Raw genomic sequence first — 18,078 nt, forward strand, 5'->3', positions numbered from 1 at the left:
ACTGCCACCGGAAACGAGGACGGCGGAAGGGGTAACACAGCTGAAACTTTACCGGCATGATCATTTTACCGGTCACAATTTCAAAAACATAACCGGCTTAGCTACATAGGTAGCAGGCAGGCGGCGCCAATACTGGCCGACGGCCCGCACCGATCTTTCTTGGAGTCACTTGTTCAATCGACGTCGCCGGCCTCATCCGCAGCTATGGGGCGGAAGTCGGCACGGTTGTACCGGCGGCCGCTCTTCACGGTGTAAACGACGCTGCGCAGGTTGGCGATGTCCTGGGTCGGGTCCTTGGCGACGAACACCAGGTTGGCCAGCTTGCCCGCCGCCACCGTGCCCATACGCGACTCCAGGTTCAGAGCGCGGGCCCCCATCTGCGTGCCGGCCTGGATGGCGGCCAGGGGCGTGAATCCAGCCTGGTGGACCAGCAGCTCCAGTTCCTCATGCAGGGCGGGATAGGCATCGGCGGCGGGCGTCTCGCCATCCGTGCCGGCGGAAACGGCCACGCCGGCGGCATGGGCCTGGGCGGTGATGCGGGCAGCCAGCTCACCGGGGCAATAGGACCCGGGCGGGTTGGGCTTGCCGGCCCAGCGCTTGTCGCCCTCGGCATAAACGCGCACGGTGGCGTCCAACACCTGGCCGTGGCGCTTCATGCCGTCAAACAGCCCGGCCAGAAGGGGATCGGGATTGCCGATACGGGCCGGGTCCACCGGCGCGCGGTCATGGTACTGCGTCGGCTTCACCGGCAAGGCCTGGTAGGCCAGCATGCAGGCGTGGGACAGCACATCCACGCCTGCCTCGATCTCCTCCGCCGGGGTAGCGGGGAAGACCATGGCATGGGCCCAGACGCGGAAGCCCTGGGCGTGCGCCTCGCGCGTGATGGCGGCCACCAGGTCGGCCGGCAGGTTGGCGTAAATCTTGATGGCACTGGCGCCGGTGCCGCGCGCCAAGGCCACCGCCACCTTCAGGTCCGTGGCCGGGGTGATGGCCTGCATCCACGGCACCTCCCCCGGTGTCTCGCCCTTGGCCGATGCCGCCGTGCGCGGGTCCTTGAAGAAGCTGGGGCCGGCCATCAGGGCGGCGTAGTAGACGTCCGGCGCCGGGATTTCGCCCAGCAGCGCCGATCGCGACAGGTCGGCCAGCGCGCGGGTGTCGCCCGCCATGTCGCGTTCCGCCGTGACGCCGCCGTAGACCGCCCGGCGCAGCAGCGCCTCCTCGGCCTTGCGGTTGGGCACGGTGGCGAGATGCACATGGGTGTCGATCAGGCCGGGCAGGACGTAGAGGCCGCTGGCGTCCACCACCGTGGCACCCCGGGCCAGCTCGGCCGGCACTTGGCCCACGGGCGCCACCAGGGCGATGTCCTGGCCCTTGGTCACGACCGCCATGCCGGCACGCGGCGCCGCCCCCGTGCCGTCGATCAGGGTGGCGCCGCGATAGATCACCACCGCCTCGGGCGCCGGCTGTGTCTCCTCCGCCGCCGCCATGGGCGGGACCAGTACGGACGAGACCAGCAGGGCGGAACGGAGAAGCATGGCGAAGGGCTTCAAGGCGGTACATCCAGACAGGAAACGGGTGGTCGCAACTGTGGGCGCCGGGCCGGGCGCTGTCAATTCGCGGCGGCATCGTGGCATGACCGTCCACACCATCCTGTCGTGCGTCCAGCACGCCCCTACCCCCTAAATCTAGTGGCTGTATACCCGGCGCCGGGGTGGCGGTTCCGCCGCCTAAGCTGTTATGATGGCGACCGCCAGAACACCCCGTCAGGAACCCTTTCCCGTGGCCCGAAACACCAACCGCTACGTCTGCCAGAGCTGCGGCACCGCTCACCCCAAGTGGAGCGGCCGGTGCGAGGGCTGCGGCGCCTGGAATACCCTGGTGGAGGAGGCCGCCCCCGAGGCGGCGCCCAAGGGGCTGGGCAACAAGGTGCAGGGCCGCCGGCTGGAATTCGTGGAACTGTCCGGCGTATCGGAGCAGGCGCCGCGCCGCATGACCCATATCCAGGAATTCGACCGGGTGTGCGGCGGCGGCCTGGTGCACGGCTCGGCCCTGCTGGTGGGTGGCGACCCCGGCATCGGCAAGTCCACGCTGCTGCTGCAGGTCATCTGCCGCCTGGCCCAGGGCACGTCCTGCGCCTATATCTCCGGTGAAGAGGCCGTGGACCAGGTGCGCATGCGGGCCTTGCGCCTGGGTCTGGCGGCGGCGCCGGTGAACTTGGCGGCCGCCACCAACGTCCGCGACATCGTGGCATCGCTGGACGCGGCCGATGGCCCCCGCGTGGCGGTCATCGACAGTATCCAGACCATGTATGTGGACACGCTGGACAGCGCGCCGGGCACGGTGGCCCAGGTGCGTGCCTCGGCCTCGGAATTGATCCGGGTGGCCAAGCGCCGGGGCATCACCTTGCTGATCGTGGGCCATGTCACCAAGGACGGCCAGATCGCCGGCCCCCGCGTGCTGGAACACATGGTCGACACGGTGCTGTATTTCGAGGGCGAGCGCGGGCACCAGTTCCGCATCCTGCGCGCGGTGAAGAACCGCTTCGGCGCCACCGACGAGATCGGCGTGTTCGAGATGGCGGAGGATGGTCTGCGCGAGGTCGCCAACCCGTCGGAGATCTTCCTGGCGGAACGGCGCGGCGACGTGACGGGCACCGCCGTCTTCGCTGGGATGGAGGGCACCCGCCCCGTGCTGATGGAGGTGCAGGCCCTGGTGGCGCCATCGCCCCTGGGCACACCCCGCCGGGCGGTGGTGGGCTGGGACACGGCGCGCCTGGCCATGGTGATGGCGGTGCTGGAGGCGCGCTGCGGCCTCGCCATCGGCGCCAATGATGTGTATCTGAACGTCGCCGGCGGCCTGAAGGTCACGGAGCCGGCGGCGGATTTGGCGGTGGCCGCAGCCCTGGTCTCCTCCCTGACGGGGGAGCCGGTGCCGGCCGACGCGGTGGTTTATGGAGAGATCGGGTTGTCGGGGGAGATCAGGGCGGTGAGCCAGAGCGAGACGCGGCTGAAGGAGGCGGCGAAGCTGGGCTTCGGCACGGCGCTGGTGCCCACCCGGCGCAAGGGGTCGGGCGGCGATGCCGGCATGCGCCGCATCGAGTTGCACCACCTGTCGGACCTGCTGCCCCTGTTCCAGGCCGCTCCCGCACAGAAAAGCGCATCGCCCAAGAACACACCCAAGGCCGTATCCGGCGGCGGGCGGGGCTGAGGCATCATGGATATCAACGGTCTGAACCCCCTGGACATCGCGGTCGTCGTCATCGTCGTGCTGTCGGCCCTGCTGGCTTTCGCCCGCGGCTTCGTGCGCGAGGTGCTGTCGATCGGCGCCTGGGTCGGGGCTGCCCTGGTCACGCTGTATGCCTTTCCCCTGGTCAAACCCTTCGTACGCGCCCATATCGAGCGTCAGATGATTGCCGACGGCGTCGCCATCATCACCCTGTTCGTGGCGGCCTTGCTGGTATTGCAGATGATCTGCCACACTCTGGCGGGCCGGGTCAGCGACAGCGCCCTGTCGGCCATCGACCGGTCGCTGGGCTTCGGCTTCGGGGTGGTGCGCGGTGCCGTGCTGGTCAGCCTGGGCTACATGCTCATGGGCTACATCTGGCCGGACAACAAGCCCGACTGGCTGCGCGACGCGCGCACCCGGCCGGCGCTGGAGGCCGGGGCGGACATGCTGCGCACCCTTGCGCCGTCCGACCTGCGGCACGAGGGTGAAGGACGAATTGACGCCGCCCGGATCGAAGCCGAGCGGGCCCTGGCCGCCAAGCAGGACTTGGAACGGCTTCAAACCCCGGCGATCACCCCTGCGGGGAACGCGGGTGCCAAGCCGGGTGAACAGGGCTATAACGACCGCGAACGCACGGGCCTTGATCAGCTGATCGAGAATTCCGTCGATAAGAGGAAGCCGGAGTAAGGATTCCTCACAACGGACCGCAACGTACCAACCTCGCGCGAAAGGCGCCCGGTGACCGCTCATGCTGACCACGAACCCCTTCGACGACGACAAGTTGCGCGAGGAATGCGGCGTCTTTGGTATCCTGGGCGCCACGGACGCGGCCGCCCTGGTCGCCCTGGGCCTGCATGCCTTGCAGCATCGCGGCCAGGAATCGGCGGGCATCGTCGCCTTTGACGGGGAGCATTTCGCCGTCCACCGCGCGCTGGGCCAGGTCGGGGACAACTTCAGTTCCGAGGCGGTCATGCGCCCCCTGAAGGGCAATGCCGCCATCGGCCACGTGCGGTACGCCACCACCGGTGACACCGCGCTGCGCAACGTGCAGCCGCTGTTCGCGGACTTTGAGTTCGGCGGTTTCGGCCTGGCGCACAACGGCAACCTGACCAACGCCATGACGCTGCGCCGCCAGCTGGTGCGCCGCGGCTGCCTGTTCCAGTCCACGACCGACACCGAGGTCATCGTCCACCTGATGGCGACCGCCCGGGGCGGCAGCGTCATCGACCGCATGGTCGAGGCCCTGCGCCAGGTGGAGGGCGCCTATTCCCTGGTCGCCATGGCCAAGGACCAGATCATCGGCGTGCGCGACCCGCGCGGCGTGCGCCCGCTGGTGCTGGGCATGCTGGGCGACGCGCCGGTCCTGGCGTCGGAAACCTGCGCCCTGGACATCATCGGCGCCGAGTTCGTCCGCGACATCGAGCCGGGCGAGATGGTGGTGCTGACCGCCGCCGGGGTGCAGAGCCTGCGCCCGTTCCAGCCGGAAAAGAGCCGCTTCTGCATTTTTGAGTACATCTACTTCGCCCGGCCCGACAGCTTGGTCGAGGGGTCCAGCGTCTACAAGGTGCGCAAGGCCATCGGCGCGCACCTGGCCCAGGAAAGCCACGTGGATGCCGACGTGATCATTCCGGTGCCGGACAGCGGTGTGCCGGCGGCCATCGGCTATGCCGAGCAGAGCGCCATTCCCTTCGAGCTGGGCATCATCCGCAACCACTATGTCGGCCGCACCTTCATTCAGCCGACCGACAAGATCCGCCACCTGGGCGTGAAGCTGAAGCACAACGCGAATCGCCACTATATCCAGGGCAAGCGCGTCATCCTGGTGGATGACAGCATCGTGCGCGGCACCACCTCGGTGAAAATCGTGGAAATGATGCGGGCGGCCGGCGCCAAAGAGGTGCATATGCGCATCTCCAGCCCGCCCACCCGGCATTCCTGCTTCTACGGCATCGATACGCCGGAAAAGGAAAAGCTGTTGGCCCACAAGCTGTCGGTCGAGGAGATGAACCGCTACATCGGATCCGACAGCCTGGCCTTCATCTCCAACGATGGCCTCTACAAGGCGCTGGGCCATGCCGGCCGCGACACCAGCGGCCCCCAGTATTGCGATGCCTGCTTCACCGGCGACTACCCCATCCCGCTGACCGATTACGAGGGCACGCCGGGTGGCGAAGTCGCCTTCCTGGCGGAGCGCCGGGCCTAAACGCCACGCCAAATAGTTCTTCACACACACGAACGCCCCCGGAAGTCTTCTTCTTCCGGGGGCGTTTCGATTCCCCCAACCCCGGCCGCGCCAGGGCGGCGCATGAGATGATCGCCCCTATGTCCGGAGTTTGGGCGGCATATCGCCGCCCGCCCTCTCCAGATGCCAGTCCAGAGACCTCATCTCCGGCGGCAGGGCATCTTGGCCGCAGGCCCAAGCAAAGCCTTGCCGCATGTCGGAAAAGTGCCGGAGGTCATAGTCCCGCATATAAACACGGGCCAAATTGACCAGAAATTTCTGGCCGGCGTTGTAGCTTACAACAGCGACCCGACTGCCATCGTTGTCCGGAGATCGCTTCAGCGTCCCCGATTCTTCTTTTTCATTAAGTAGCTTGGACATCCGCTCCAAAGACGAATGATGGATGTTGCCGATGAATGACCGCAGATCAACCAGGCAATTCCAAGTCCGGCCAACAGCGCCGCCCTGTATGATCTTCCCGATATGATCCGCTATTTCATCGCCATCCATGTCCCCACTATAGATAATGCATATTAACCGCAGTTGCGGGAAAAGCCGGTAATCAGCCCTGTGCATTAACCCTGTCCTACCGCGATAGGCAAAGGCTCCGGCCCGCTGTGTTGGTGCAGATTGGGCGTTGCGATCAGGTCCGGGAGCTTTATTCTATCAGGTCTTAATCAAACTTTTACCTGAACGGATGTACCGCTCGGGGGAGAAGCTACACGTACTTGGATGGTGGCTTGGCCCGAGGAGGATCGCCGGCCTGTTTGGGCATCTTTTTTCAGCACCACCGGTGCGCCCGTCTCGACTGCCTGCGTCTTCCGCGGGTGGGGCGCGACCCGCACACCCCGACCCCAGCAACCGTCTTAATCCCCAACAACGACGGTGCCTTGGAACGCCATCCTATGGCCGTTCAAGACACCGGCGCCCCTATGCGACCCCGTGACATCAGGAGTGGTCAAGGAGTGTTCCGACTGAACGCGAGATTGAACATGGCACGTTTTTTCGTGCCAATGAAGCACAAAATTTCGTGCTGCCGTCTTTCTCTTGCCGCCACTCCCCCATCCCTCCGTCCGCGCTCCGAAGGGCCGCGCGCGACGCCATGACGGGATTGAAGGACAGGTTGCGCCAGGTTCGTGAGCACCTGGGCGAAACCCAGAAAAGCATGTCCGCCCGGTTCGCCCTGGGCGTGAACACCTGGCAGGGATACGAACGCCTGGGCAAGCTGCCCAAGGGCGAAACTCTGGCCCGCCTGCTGGAACTGGACATCTCGGTGGACTGGCTGCTGACCGGCCACGGCAACATGCACTTGACGGGCAACCGGCCAGGGCTGGACGCCCAGTTGCTGAGCCAGATCATCGACGGTGTGCTGACCCTCTACGCCCATGACGGGCTGCGCCCTATGCCGACGGAGCAAGGGCAGCTGATCAGCCGCATCTACGACCGGCTGATCGCGATACCCGACGACAGGGAAAGGCGTGGCGCCCTGCGGTACGCGCTGGAACAGGCGCGGGAGGATCTGTTCAGGGCGGTGACCGACGGGCCACCGTGAGGACAGGCCGGCACCTCAGGTGGGCGTCGGCCTCACCGCCACGATGGGCGGCAGTTGGGTGACGCCCAAGCCCAGGGCGCGCAAGGCGGCCTCGTCCCGCGGCTGCCGGGGGCCGCCGGTCTGCCGCAGGGCGTTCAGGTCTATGCCCGTGGCCTGGCGCACCCGCTCCACCACCGCCGGCGGCGCGTCCGGGCCGGCGCTGAAGTCGAAGACAGCTTCCGGCGTCACCAGGCGCTTGGGCGCGGCCGCCAACCACCACACGCAGGGGCCGGCGCAAGGGCCGTCGATAATGACGGTGATGCCCCGGTCGACGATGGTTTGCGCCAGGTCGGCCGCCGCCTGCGCGTCACCGCCCCCTTGCGACCAGATCACCAGCGTCTGGGCATCGACCGACGTGATGCGGGCGATAGTGTCCCGCATCACCGTGGTCTTGGCCTCGCCATGGGCGCATACCAGATTCTGCCCGCCAACGCCCACGCCAGCGCCCTTCGCGTTGGGTCGGTGGCCATAACTCCAGCAATTCAGAACCTGCTGGATAATGGGATCGGTCTCGCCGGGGCGCGCGGGCGGAAGGAAGTCGGCCCGGGCCGGCATATCGCCGGCCGCCAGCGCCACCAGAACACCAAGCGCGAGGACAAGTCGAGGAAAGAGAGCCATGGCTGCTGTCCGGGCGGGAATGAACGGGATTGACCTTATATGGCGGCGGGGCCCGGTATTCCAACGGAATGCCCCGTCACCGGCTGTCGCTCAGGCGCCAGCCTCCGCCAAGGCGGGGCCTTGGACCACCACCGCGCCTTTGCGGCCCAGGACCTTGGCCAAGCCGTCCAGGCGGCGCTGCACGGCATCACCATCCAGCATGGCGGCGTCGCGGGGCAACAGCAGGGTCAAGGTGTCCGGCGTCAGCCGCAAGGCCGTGCGCTGCAGCAGCGTGGCGGCGCCACCCGTCAGCGTATGGGCCAGGCGCAACGCCAGTCCCACGATCATGGCCCGGCTCAGCTGTGCCTCCGACAGCAGGGTGCGGGTCAGACCCAGGGGCTGGCCGTCCATGGTGCCGGCATAGCGCACGAAGGAGGCCAGCGCCAGGAAGGCGCGTTCGGCATGGTCGGCGCCGGCGAACGGCATGCGCAGCACCCGCAGATAGGCGTGCTCGGCGCGATAGTCGGGATGTTCCGACCACCCCAGGTCGGACAGCAGGCAGGCGGCGGTGCGCAGGCGTGCGGCCGCCTCATCCTCGCCGGCGAACAAGGGGGCCGTCCATTGCGTCAGGGTGGCGGCCTCGCCGAACCGGCCCAGCCGCTCCGCCACCTGGGTACAGCTGTCGATCAGGGGGTCGCGCCGCCGCTCCTCCGCCGACAGCTGGTCGAACAGGAAGCCTTCGCGTAGTCCGTAGGCGGAAAAGACCACGTTGGACGGCTGCACGGTGCGCAGCACCCGCTCCATAACCAGGGCCGCCATGGGCAGTGTTTCCAGCCGGCGGCGGGAAACGCCCGGCATCTTCTCCAACGAGGCGCGGCTTTGCCGCCCGACCAGGCCGGCGAAGTCGGCCATAACCCGGGCATCGACCACGTAGTGATGGATGATGTGCAGTGGGTGGCCCGTCTGTTCCATATGCATCTTGGCCAGCGCGCGCCAGCCGCCGCCCACGGGGTGGAAGTCCCGCCCGCGGCCATCCAGGGCCCACGGCAGCTTGGCCAGTTGGGCGTCGATCAGTTTGGCCGCCGATCCCGGCTTGCCCTCCACCGCCTCGATCAGACGCAGGGGCCCCAACGGCAAGGTCGCCTGGCGGCCGATGAGGCCCTTGTCCAGCGTCACCAGCTCCAGGCTGCCCCCGCCCAGGTCGCCCATCAGGCCATCGGCGCCGGGCGTGCCCGACAGCACACCCATGGCGGACAGCCGCGCCTCCTCCTCGCCCGCCAGCACGGTGACGGGAACGCCGGTCAGCGCCTCCACCTCCGCCACGAACTTGGGGCCATCCTTGGCGTCGCGCACGGCGGCGGTGGCCAGGATGTCCACCCGCCCCACCTGCATGCCCTCGATCAAGCGGCGAAAACGGGCCAGATTGGCTAAGGCCAGCTTCACGCCCTCGGGGTGCAGCTTGCCGGTCTTCTCCACCGACCGGCCCAATCCGCACATGATCTTCTCGTTGAAGATGGCGATGGGCGAGCGTTCCAGGCGGTCATAGACCACCACCCGCATGGAGTTGGAACCGATGTCGATGACGGCCAACCGGTCGGCGCCAACGTGGCGTTCAGGGGCGGGTCGGTCAAACTTTACGGGCATGGCATCCGGTACGGGCTAAGGCAGGCAATTCAGTCGGCGCGCTTCGCGGCCTTGGCGGCCGCCTTCAGCAACAGCTTGGCCGGCCCCTTGGGATCGGTGACCGCGCTACTGCCCCGCCCCGACAGGCTGGGGTTGGTCATGAAGAACGTGTGGGCGTTGAAGGCGCCCAGCGGTGCTTCGATACGATGATACTCGCCATCGGGGCTCAGCCGCCAGCTTTGCGCCTCATCCTTCAGGTTGGCGACCATGATCTGGTCCATCACCTGGCGGTGGCAGGACGGCGTCTCGATGGGCACCAGCGTCTCGATGCGGCGGTCCAGGTTGCGCGGCATCCAGTCGGCGGAGGAGATGAAGACCTTGGCGCCAGGGTGCGGCAGGCCCACGCCGTTGCCGAAGCAGACCACGCGGCCATGCTCCAGGAAACGGCCGACGATGCTCTTCACCCGGATGTTTTCCGACAGGCCCTTCACGCCGGGCCGTAGGCAGCAGATGCCGCGGATGACCATGTCGATGCTGACACCCTGCTGCGACGCCTCGTACAGCTTGTCAATGATACGGGCGTCCACCAGGGAGTTCAGCTTGACCCAAATCTGCGCCGGCCGGCCGGCGCGGGCATGGGCGATTTCCGCGTCGATCAGGCTGACCAGCCGGTCGCGCAGCCCGATGGGGGCGATAGCGATCTTCTCCAGCGCCTTGGGCGTGGCGTAGCCGGTCATGTAGTTGAACATGTGGGCCGCGTCGTGCACCAGCGCCGGGTCGCAGGTGAAGAAGCTGAGGTCGGTGTAAATCTTGGCGGTGATGGGGTGGTAATTGCCGGTGCCGAAATGAACGTAGGAGCGCAGGCCCTTCTGTTCCCGGCGCACCACCAGCGACACCTTGGCGTGGGTCTTCAGGTCGACGAAGCCGTAGACCACCTGCACGCCCGCGCGTTCCAGGTCGCGAGCCCAGCGGATGTTGGCCTCTTCATCGAAGCGGGCCTTCAGCTCCACCATCGCCGTGACGCTCTTGCCCGCCTCCGCCGCTTCGATCAGGGCGGCGACGATGGGGGAGTTCTTGGAGGTGCGGTACAGCGTCTGCTTGATGGCCAGCACCGACGGGTCCTGGGCCGCCTGGCGCAGGAACTGCACCACCACGTCGAAGCTCTCGAACGGATGGTGGACGATGATGTCCTTGTGGCGGATGGCGGCGAAGCAGTCGCCGCCGAAATCGCGGATACGCTCCGGGAAGCGGGCGTTGTAGGGCTGGAACAGCAGGTCCGGCCGCTCATCGATGATCAGCTGCTTGGTCTCGGCCAAGCCGATCAGGCCGTCCAGCACGAACACGTCGTCGGTCGGCACATGCAGCTGGCCTGCCAGGAAGTCGCGCAGGTCGCGCGACATGCCGGCGTTGACGCACAGCTGGATGACGCTGCCGCGGCGGCGGCGCTTCAGCGCGCTTTCGAAGGTGCGGACCAGGTCTTCGGACTCTTCCTCGATTTCGATGTCGCTGTCGCGCAGCACGCGAAAGAAGCCGTGGCCCTTCAGGGTGAAGGGCGGGAACAGCCGGTCGATGAACAGCAGCACCAGCTCTTCCAGCAGGATGAAGCGCACATCGCTGCCCGGCAGGCGTACGAAACGGTCCAGCTGCGCCGGCAGCAGGACCAGGGCGTCCAGGTGGGTGTTGCGCGCCGGGTCGAACAGCTGGACGGCCAGCGAGAAGCCGGAATTGGCGATGAAGGGGAAAGGATGGGCCGGGTCGACGGCGATGGGCGTCAGCACCGGGAAGATGTCGTCCAGGAACTTCGCTTCCAGCCAGTCGGTCTCCGACGGGGTCAGCTCGCCGGGGTCGATGGCGGCGATGCCGGCCTTGGCCAGGTCGGCGCGCATCATCAGCCAGCAGGCCTGCTGCTCGCGCATCAACTCGGCGGCGCGCTCGTTAATGGCCGCAAGTTGCTGCGCCGGGGTCAGGTTGTCGTCCGAGGGGGTGGCGACGCCGGCCGTCACCTGCGCCTTCAGCGCCGCGACACGGACCGTGTAGAACTCATCCAGGTTGCTGGCCGAAATGGACAGGAAACGCAGCCGCTCCAGCAGCGGATGCTGGGCGTTGTACGCTTCCTCCAGAACGCGCTGATTGAAGGCCAGCCAGGACAGTTCGCGGTTGATGAACCGGTCCGCCGACGTCATATCGATGGGGGCGGGCTCAGCTTCGCGGATCGGGGTTTCCACCGCCGTGGACATGGTCGCCTCATTAACAGCACGGGTATCGGGTCGATCACCATAGGCCGCCAACGTTACCGTTTCTGGTTCCCGCGTTGTCGATCCCGTTGTTTTCGTACCCGTTCCTTTTTTCTTTTCCGGGGCCGCCGGTTCCACAGCGGGCTCGGGCAGCCGGTCCATCCTGGGGGATGTCGCGTGAAGACCCTGTTCCTGCTCCGGCATATGAAATCCTCCTGGGACGATGACAGCGTCCCTGATCATGAGCGTCCCCTGTCGCCGCGGGGGGAGCGCGCGTTAACGACCATGGCCGACTATTTCAGACGCCGCAAGGGTGGAACACCCCAGCCCGACCTCATCCTCTGTTCGACCGCCGCCCGTACCAGGGCCACGCTGGCGGGCTTGCTGCCCTTGTGGCGTGAGACGCCACCCATGAGCGTGGACCGGGTCTTTTATATGGCATCGGCCCGCGCCCTGGCCGATCGGCTGCGCGCCTTGGCCGACCCCACCGCTACCGTCCTGCTGATCGGGCACAACCCCGGGCTGGAGGAGCTGGCGCTGGACCTGGCCCAGGCGGAAGAGACTCCCCTTCGCACCCGCATCATGGAAAAATATCCGACCGGCGCCCTGGCGCGGCTGGAATTCCCCCTGGACCGATGGGCCGATCTCGCTGCGGGGACCGGTCGTCTGGCCGAATTCGTCACGCCGAGAGAGGTAGCGGCGGCGTAATGGCCGGCACTATGGGATCAACCGTCAGGGTTGTATAATCCATACAATCAAGCGATGCGCCCGCAGGCGAAAACCATCCCATCCCAAATCTGCAGACTCCATCAAAAAAGTAAATGGCAGCGCGCTGTATCAATGATATAAGCGCCGCATTCCACGATTATGCGGCGGCGGAAGACGAAACCGATTTCACTTTCGGACACCGCCTATAGGTTGCACATCGACTGTGCAGCCCTTTGCCCGCAATTTGGCCAATCCTCCACTTTCGGTTAGGAACGGGGCGGCGTCACTGCCACGAATGAACAGGCCATCCCCCTTGATTCTTAACGACTTATTAATGGGATGGTACACCATTCGGCTTCCGGCACGTCTTTTGCGTTAGCGTAGTAACGTGACGTTCTTTGCTGCGACGCACAAAAGCTAATCAAGAGAGTGGGGAGCCGATGGACAACAGCCTGATCGACCTGACGAAGAACGTTCTGGATGTCGCCAGCCAGAAGGTTTCGGTGATCGAGGATATCAACCGGACCACCAAGATGCTGGCCTTCAACGCCCTGATCGAGGCCGGCCGCGCCGGCGACGCCGGACGGGGCTTCGCCGTGGTGGCCAATGAGGTCAACTCCATCTCCCAGCGCGTCAGCGTGGTGGCGGGTGAACTGCGCAGCGAGATCGGCCAACTGGTCGACCGCATGACCACGGTGGGCGAGGATCTGATGACCCGCTTCCGGGGCCAGCGCCTGGCCGACCTGGCGCTGAACAGCATCGACATCATCGACCGCAACCTCTATGAGCGGTCATGCGACGTGCGGTGGTGGGCGACGGACAGCGCCGTGGTCGCCGGCCTGCAGACCCCGTCGCAGGAGGCGTTCCGCCACGCCAGCGAGCGGCTGAACGTCATCCTGCAAAGCTATACCGTCTATCTCGACCTGTGGGTGGCCGACCGCAGCGGCCGCGTCATCGCCACCGGCCGACCCGACCGCTTCCCCCACGCCATCGGCACCAACGTTTCCAACGAGGCCTGGTTCATCGACGCCCTGCGCACCCGCGACGGCGGCGACTTCGCGGTTGAGGACGTCCGCCCGAACCCGGTGCTGGAGAACCGTACCGTCGCGACCTATTCCACCGCCGTGCGCCGCGACGGTGCCCAGGACGGCGAGGTCCTGGGCGCGCTGGGCATCTTCTTCGATTGGGAGCCACAGGCCCGCGCCGTGGTGACCGGTGTCCGCCTGGAAACGTCGGAACGGTCCAACACACGCTGCCTGCTGCTGGACGCCGCCGGCCGCATCATCGCCGCCAGCGACGGCCGGGGTGAACTGACGGAAAGTTTCCACCTGGTGACCCAGGGCCAGCCCATGGGCCATTACCTGGACCGACATGGCCGCCTGATCGGCTTCGCCCGGACGCCGGGATATGAGACCTATCGCGGCCTGGGGTGGTATGGCGTCCTGGTGCACAACCCACCCGGCCAAAGCTGAGCCTATCCGGAGCCGCCTCGCCCGGTGTCGAACCTGTCGCCACCGGGCGTCACGCCCATTAATCAACAAACACGATTGGTTGGTTCAATACGTTCTATTGGAACGATCGCAGGATGGCGCGCAGCTTCATGGGCAAGCGCAAACCAATCCTGAGGTGCCTATCATGACTACCGCCCCCGTTCGCGTCGCCGTTTCCGGTGCCGCCGGGCAGATCGCCTATTCCCTGCTGTTCCGCCTGGCCAAGGGCGATGTGTTCGGCGCCGGCCAGCCCATCCACCTGTCGCTGTTGGAGATCACGCCGGCCCTGGCCGCCTTGCGCGGGGTGGTGATGGAACTGGAGGACTGCGCCTTCCCGCTGCTGAGCGGCATCAGCGTCAGCGACGATCCGGCCGTGGCCTTCCGCGACATCGACGCGGCCTTCCTGGTGGGGTCCCGCCCCCGCGGCAAGGGTATGGAGCGGCGTGACCTGCTGTCGGCCAACGCCGCCATTTTCAAGGCGCAGGGCCGCGCGCTGAACGAGCAGGCCAAGCGCACGGCCAAGGTGCTGGTGGTGGGCAACCCCGCCAACACCAACGCCTGGATCGCCATCCGGCACGCGCCCGACCTGCCGCACGACGCCATCACTTCGATGATCCGTCTGGACCACAACCGCGCCCAGGCGCAGTTGGCGGCCAGGGCGGGGGTGGACGTGACGGCCATCGAACGGCTGGTGGTCTGGGGCAACCACTCCCCCACCATGTTCGCCGACTGGCAACACGCGATGGTGCAGGGCCGTCCCCTGCCCGACCTGATCGGCGACCACGCCTGGTACCGCGACACCCTGATCCCCACAGTGGCCCAGCGCGGCACCGCCATCATCGAGGCGCGCGGCTTATCCTCCGCCGCCTCGGCCGCCAACGCCGCCATCGACCACATGCGCGACTGGGTGCAGGGCAGCGGCGACCGCTGGGTTTCCATGGGCCTGGCGTCGGAGGGCGATTACGGCCTGCCTCAGGGCCTGGTCTGCGGCGTGCCCGCCCTATGCCGTGATGGCCGCGTCGAACGGGTACGCGGGCTGGAACTCGACGCCTTCGCCCGCCGCATGCTGGACCGCACGGTGGCCGAGTTGATGGAGGAGCGCGCGGCCGTCGCCGACCTCTGAACCCGTCCTGCGAAGACCCGACGCACAAAAACAAAGGGCGCCCTCCCCACCCCGGGGAAGGCGCCCTTTTTCATGGCGCGTCAGCCGAAGAAGCCGATGCGCTGGGTAATACCGTTGCCCACCCGACGCACCAGGTCGTACAGGCTGGCGATGGGTTTGAAGATGCGCTCGTTCTCCTGCCCATAGTTCTGGCTGTCATCGCTGACGTAGGTGGCGCTTTCGCCGAAATCGCCCTCCCCCGCGGTCTCCGCCACGGGGAAGATGCGGGACAGCAGGTCCAGCGCCCAGGGTACGTCCAGCTGCATCAGGCGGGCCAGCAGGCGGCGATGGGTGATGTTGTGCTGGCTGGAGAACTGCGGGATGTGCGTCGCCCGCAGGAACACCTCCTGGATCAAGGCGATGCGCAAGGCGTGCAGCACCAGCAGGCCATTGCTCAGCGCCTCATCCGGCGGCGGCACCTGGCCCGGCACCGGATGACGCTCCACCCGGGCCAGCCCTTCCTCCAGCACGTCGAAATCGCGGTAGAGCTTGCGGAAGATGCGGATAAGGCGGCTGTGGAGGGGGTTGTCCTCCAGGATGCTGGCCAGCCGCCGCATCTCCTCCACCCGGGCGGGGTCGGCGGTGTGGGCAGCGCGCAGCAGCCAGAAGGCCGGATCCAGGGTGTCGATGTAGGCCTTCAGCGCATCCGGGCTCGCGATGGCCACGCCGTACTCCACCATGCCCAGCAGTTGCCGGAAGCGGGGCGAGGTGCGGTAGAGGTCGGCGAAGTGCTCCGGATCCTTGTCGATGGCCTCGCCCACGCCGCTGACGGTGTTCGCCGGCAGGCCCATCTGCTGCAGGATGGCGTTGTGGGGGATGGCGCGGAACTGCGAGGCGCGGCTCTGGTCCACATCATCGGCGTTGCCGTCATGCTGGCGCTTGATGGCCCGGCTGCCCGAAGGATAGAGCAGGTTGGTGCCCAGGGCAGACAGCAGGGCGCCGTAGTTCGGATCCTCCACCAGCGACACCTGGAACTGCTTCACCGTGGTGAAGAATTCGCGGATGTAGTCGGCGTCGCCATAGAACGGGTCGTCGTCCAGGGTGGCATGCTTGCCGCCCAGCATGTGTTCCAGGATGCGCGTGACCACGGCCAGGGCGCCCGGCTGGGTCACGAAGTAGAGATAGCCGTCGCCCCCCTGGAAGCTGACCTCCTGCTTGAAGGCGATCTTGTGGTGGGCCATGAACGACAGCGTGGCCGGGGCCGCGACATAGCCCAGGCGTTCGGGGAAGCCCGCCGGGTGGGCGCCGCGGCCGATGGATTCACCGTGAGTGTCGAAGATCACCAGCTGCACGCCATCCAGGCGGTGGCGGGTGAACAGGCGGGCGATGCGCAGGCGCAGGCGCTCGATGCTGGCCGACGCCGGCGTCTGGCCCAGATAGCGGCCGGCATCGGAGAAGCCGGTCTGGATGCACAGCCGGCCGCGACGCTTCACGTAGTCGCGGTAATGCGGATTGTCCAGCAGCTGCTCGATGACGCGGCTGCCCACCTCCAGTGCCCGTTCCGTCTCGAACAGGGGGCTGATGTCCACCTTGTCGGCCACGCCGAACAGGCGCGCGTAGTAGAGCGCCGTCAGCACGGTGAAGGCCGATTCCGATTCCGCGATCAGGAAGCGGACGGGCACCGAGGCGTCGGCGTACTTCAGCATCTGGGCCACGACCATGAACAGCCGCTTAGCCGAGGTGCGTTCGGCGATGATGCTGCCGAAATTGATGCGCACCGGCCGCACCTCATCCAGCAGGCCGGTGATAGCGTTCAGGTAGGACTGGCGGTAGCGCGGGTCGTCCGGCGCCGTTTCCATGCCCACGGTCTTGCGCACGGCGTTGTGCAGCTGGGTCGCATTGATGCGCACATGGGTGTGCGCCTGCCCCAGTCCGTAGTTCGACAGCTCCGCCTTCAGGATGGCCAGCCGGCGCACCACGTCATCGCCCTTCGCCCCCTTCCCGGCGACAGAGGCCAGGCGGATGGCACGGTCCACCTGCTCGATGGCGTGCGCGGCTTCCACCAAGCGCAGGGGCAGGCCCTCATGCATGCGCTGGGCGATGGCTTCGATGTCTTTCTGAGTGCTCGTTTCCCTGCCAAAGGCGGCAACCTCATCCGTCACCTGGGCGATGGCCAGGGCCAGACGCGATTCCAGCAGGTCCAGGGCGTTGCGCAGGTCTTCCTGCACCGGCGCCACTTTGCGAATGGCCTGCACCTCGGCCAAGTAGTGGCGCAGCTGCCCCACCTGCACCACCAGGCGCTTGTGCAAGGTGTCGGACCAGCGGATGTCCGAGCGGCCGTCCAAGTCATACCCCACCCAGCTGGCCACGGTCAGCAGACGCGGCGTCAGCTCGGACCACTGGTCGGGGTAACGCTCCCGCGCCACCGACAGCACGATGTCGTAGACGGTGCGCAGCGCCGCCTGGATGTTGGTGATGGCCGCCAGCGACAGGCGGTGCTCATCCACCAGCGACAGCTCACCGGGCCGCAGCTCCGTCGCCGCGACGGCGGCAATCAACCCTTTGCGCGCCTCCGCCGTGAGGGGCACGCCCGCCGCGTCCCGCCCTGTGGCCAGCTTGGCCATGGCGTCCATGAGTTCCCCCGTCAGGTTGAACGTCGGGTGGGCGGTGATGACGATGCCGAAAATCTCCTTCTCCACCTGGGCGCGGAAGGCGTCGAACGGCACGGCCTTGCCGTCCGCGTCCACCGCCAGCCCGTCGATCAGGGCGCGGATGCGGGCGGCGTTGGCGGCGGGATCGGCCTCGCCCAGATAGGCGCCCAGGCGGCGGGCGCGGGCTAGGAAGCCCTCGGCCCCCAGGTACTGGATGGCCTGCTCCACCGCCGCCAGATCCAGCTCGCCGGAATGCAGGCGGCGGGACACGTCCAGCGCCAGCAGGGAGACGGGGTTGGCGAAGGGATCGGCGTCCGCCAGCTCTGTATAGCGGGTGAGGCGCGCCACCAGGTCGGCCGTCAGGCCCACGGCGTCGGCCTTGGACGCGCCCGGCTGATCCAGGCTGGCGAACTTGGCGACGGGACGGTCCAGCAGCGGGCCGGCCTTGGCCAGGGCCGCCAGCGTGGCGGCGTCGGCCGCCTTCACATCCACGCCGGGCGTGGCGGTGCTGGTGGAAGTGGTTTTAGGGGTCTTCGCCGGCGTCACGGTCTTGGCCGGGGCCTGCCCGGAGTCGGTGGACTTTTCCGCGGACTTCTCAGCATCCCGCGACGCTGCCAGCGATGACTTCATGATGGT

Annotated in this window: 13 protein-coding genes; 7 read left to right on the plus strand and 6 right to left on the minus strand. The window is 67.0% G+C overall.

What is annotated here, in order from left to right:
• Nucleotides 1-173: 173 nt before the first annotated feature.
• A complete protein-coding gene (locus P5F91_RS26235; protein WP_277908689.1) occupies nt 174-1,535 on the minus strand; it encodes an amidohydrolase family protein in 1,362 nt (453 codons plus the stop codon).
• Between the two features lie 244 nt (nt 1,536-1,779).
• On the opposite strand from P5F91_RS26235, the gene radA reads away from it, so the two are divergent.
• The 3 genes from radA to purF all read left to right on the plus strand — a co-directional run bounded on the left by radA (nt 1,780) and on the right by purF (nt 5,428).
• Nucleotides 1,780-3,207: a DNA repair protein RadA gene (gene radA, locus P5F91_RS26240; RefSeq protein ID WP_145610145.1), complete on the plus strand. Its 1,428-nt coding sequence runs from the start codon at nt 1,780-1,782 to the stop codon at nt 3,205-3,207.
• A gap of 6 nt (nt 3,208-3,213) precedes the next feature.
• Nucleotides 3,214-3,912, plus strand: coding sequence for a CvpA family protein (locus P5F91_RS26245; protein WP_145610146.1), 699 nt, complete (start codon nt 3,214-3,216; stop codon nt 3,910-3,912).
• A 61-nt stretch (nt 3,913-3,973) separates the two neighbouring features.
• Nucleotides 3,974-5,428, plus strand: a complete 1,455-nt coding sequence (purF, locus tag P5F91_RS26250; protein WP_145610147.1) for an amidophosphoribosyltransferase — start codon at nt 3,974-3,976, stop codon at nt 5,426-5,428.
• A gap of 117 nt (nt 5,429-5,545) precedes the next feature.
• On the opposite strand, the gene P5F91_RS26255 is transcribed toward purF, so the two are convergent.
• Nucleotides 5,546-5,956: a hypothetical protein gene (locus P5F91_RS26255; protein WP_145610148.1), complete on the minus strand. Its 411-nt coding sequence runs from the start codon at nt 5,954-5,956 to the stop codon at nt 5,546-5,548.
• A gap of 592 nt (nt 5,957-6,548) precedes the next feature.
• Here P5F91_RS26255 and P5F91_RS26260 point away from each other — a divergent pair.
• Complete coding sequence (locus P5F91_RS26260) at nt 6,549-6,998, plus strand: helix-turn-helix domain-containing protein (protein WP_145610149.1); 450 nt, start codon at nt 6,549-6,551, stop codon at nt 6,996-6,998.
• A gap of 15 nt (nt 6,999-7,013) precedes the next feature.
• Here P5F91_RS26260 and P5F91_RS26265 read toward each other — a convergent pair whose 3' ends face one another.
• The 3 genes from P5F91_RS26265 to P5F91_RS26275 form a co-directional block, all read right to left on the minus strand.
• Entirely contained in the window at nt 7,014-7,655 is a 642-nt protein-coding gene (locus tag P5F91_RS26265; protein WP_145610150.1) for a hypothetical protein, read from the minus strand.
• Nucleotides 7,656-7,745: 90 nt separating this feature from the next.
• Complete coding sequence (locus P5F91_RS26270) at nt 7,746-9,278, minus strand: Ppx/GppA family phosphatase (RefSeq protein WP_277908690.1); 1,533 nt, start codon at nt 9,276-9,278, stop codon at nt 7,746-7,748.
• A 29-nt stretch (nt 9,279-9,307) separates the two neighbouring features.
• Nucleotides 9,308-11,494, minus strand: a complete 2,187-nt coding sequence (locus P5F91_RS26275) for an RNA degradosome polyphosphate kinase (RefSeq protein WP_246134323.1) — start codon at nt 11,492-11,494, stop codon at nt 9,308-9,310.
• A 282-nt stretch (nt 11,495-11,776) separates the two neighbouring features.
• Between P5F91_RS26275 and P5F91_RS26280 the strand changes: the two genes are divergently transcribed.
• The 3 genes from P5F91_RS26280 to P5F91_RS26290 all read left to right on the plus strand — a co-directional run bounded on the left by P5F91_RS26280 (nt 11,777) and on the right by P5F91_RS26290 (nt 14,812).
• The gene (locus P5F91_RS26280; RefSeq protein ID WP_277908691.1) at nt 11,777-12,199 is read left to right on the plus strand and encodes a SixA phosphatase family protein; all 423 of its coding nucleotides are present in this window, start codon (nt 11,777-11,779) and stop codon (nt 12,197-12,199) included.
• Between the two features lie 440 nt (nt 12,200-12,639).
• On the plus strand, nt 12,640-13,671 hold the full coding sequence (locus tag P5F91_RS26285; RefSeq protein WP_145610153.1) for a methyl-accepting chemotaxis protein: 1,032 nt from the start codon (nt 12,640-12,642) through the stop codon (nt 13,669-13,671).
• 163 nt (nt 13,672-13,834) lie between these two features.
• Nucleotides 13,835-14,812 (plus strand): malate dehydrogenase, encoded by a 978-nt coding sequence (locus P5F91_RS26290; RefSeq protein ID WP_277908692.1) that lies wholly within the window; start codon nt 13,835-13,837, stop codon nt 14,810-14,812.
• A gap of 80 nt (nt 14,813-14,892) precedes the next feature.
• On the opposite strand, the gene P5F91_RS26295 is transcribed toward P5F91_RS26290, so the two are convergent.
• Entirely contained in the window at nt 14,893-18,072 is a 3,180-nt protein-coding gene (locus P5F91_RS26295) for a phosphoenolpyruvate carboxylase (protein WP_277908693.1), read from the minus strand.
• Nucleotides 18,073-18,078 lie beyond the last annotated feature (6 nt).

This window comes from Nitrospirillum amazonense, assembly GCF_029594735.1.
Taxonomy (GTDB): domain Bacteria; phylum Pseudomonadota; class Alphaproteobacteria; order Azospirillales; family Azospirillaceae; genus Nitrospirillum; species Nitrospirillum amazonense.

Coding starts and splice junctions, on each gene's coding strand:
- P5F91_RS26285 (WP_145610153.1), top strand. CDS start 12,640: ATGGACAACAGCCTGATCGACCTGACGAAGAACGTTCTGGATGTCGCC.
- P5F91_RS26245 (WP_145610146.1), top strand. CDS start 3,214: ATGGATATCAACGGTCTGAACCCCCTGGACATCGCGGTCGTCGTCATC.
- purF (WP_145610147.1), top strand. CDS start 3,974: ATGCTGACCACGAACCCCTTCGACGACGACAAGTTGCGCGAGGAATGC.
- P5F91_RS26270 (WP_277908690.1), bottom strand. CDS start 9,278: ATGCCCGTAAAGTTTGACCGACCCGCCCCTGAACGCCACGTTGGCGCC.
- P5F91_RS26290 (WP_277908692.1), top strand. CDS start 13,835: ATGACTACCGCCCCCGTTCGCGTCGCCGTTTCCGGTGCCGCCGGGCAG.
- P5F91_RS26260 (WP_145610149.1), top strand. CDS start 6,549: ATGACGGGATTGAAGGACAGGTTGCGCCAGGTTCGTGAGCACCTGGGC.
- P5F91_RS26235 (WP_277908689.1), bottom strand. CDS start 1,535: ATGCTTCTCCGTTCCGCCCTGCTGGTCTCGTCCGTACTGGTCCCGCCC.
- P5F91_RS26265 (WP_145610150.1), bottom strand. CDS start 7,655: ATGGCTCTCTTTCCTCGACTTGTCCTCGCGCTTGGTGTTCTGGTGGCG.
- P5F91_RS26275 (WP_246134323.1), bottom strand. CDS start 11,494: ATGTCCACGGCGGTGGAAACCCCGATCCGCGAAGCTGAGCCCGCCCCC.
- P5F91_RS26255 (WP_145610148.1), bottom strand. CDS start 5,956: ATGGATGGCGATGAAATAGCGGATCATATCGGGAAGATCATACAGGGC.
- P5F91_RS26280 (WP_277908691.1), top strand. CDS start 11,777: ATGGCCGACTATTTCAGACGCCGCAAGGGTGGAACACCCCAGCCCGAC.
- P5F91_RS26295 (WP_277908693.1), bottom strand. CDS start 18,072: ATGAAGTCATCGCTGGCAGCGTCGCGGGATGCTGAGAAGTCCGCGGAA.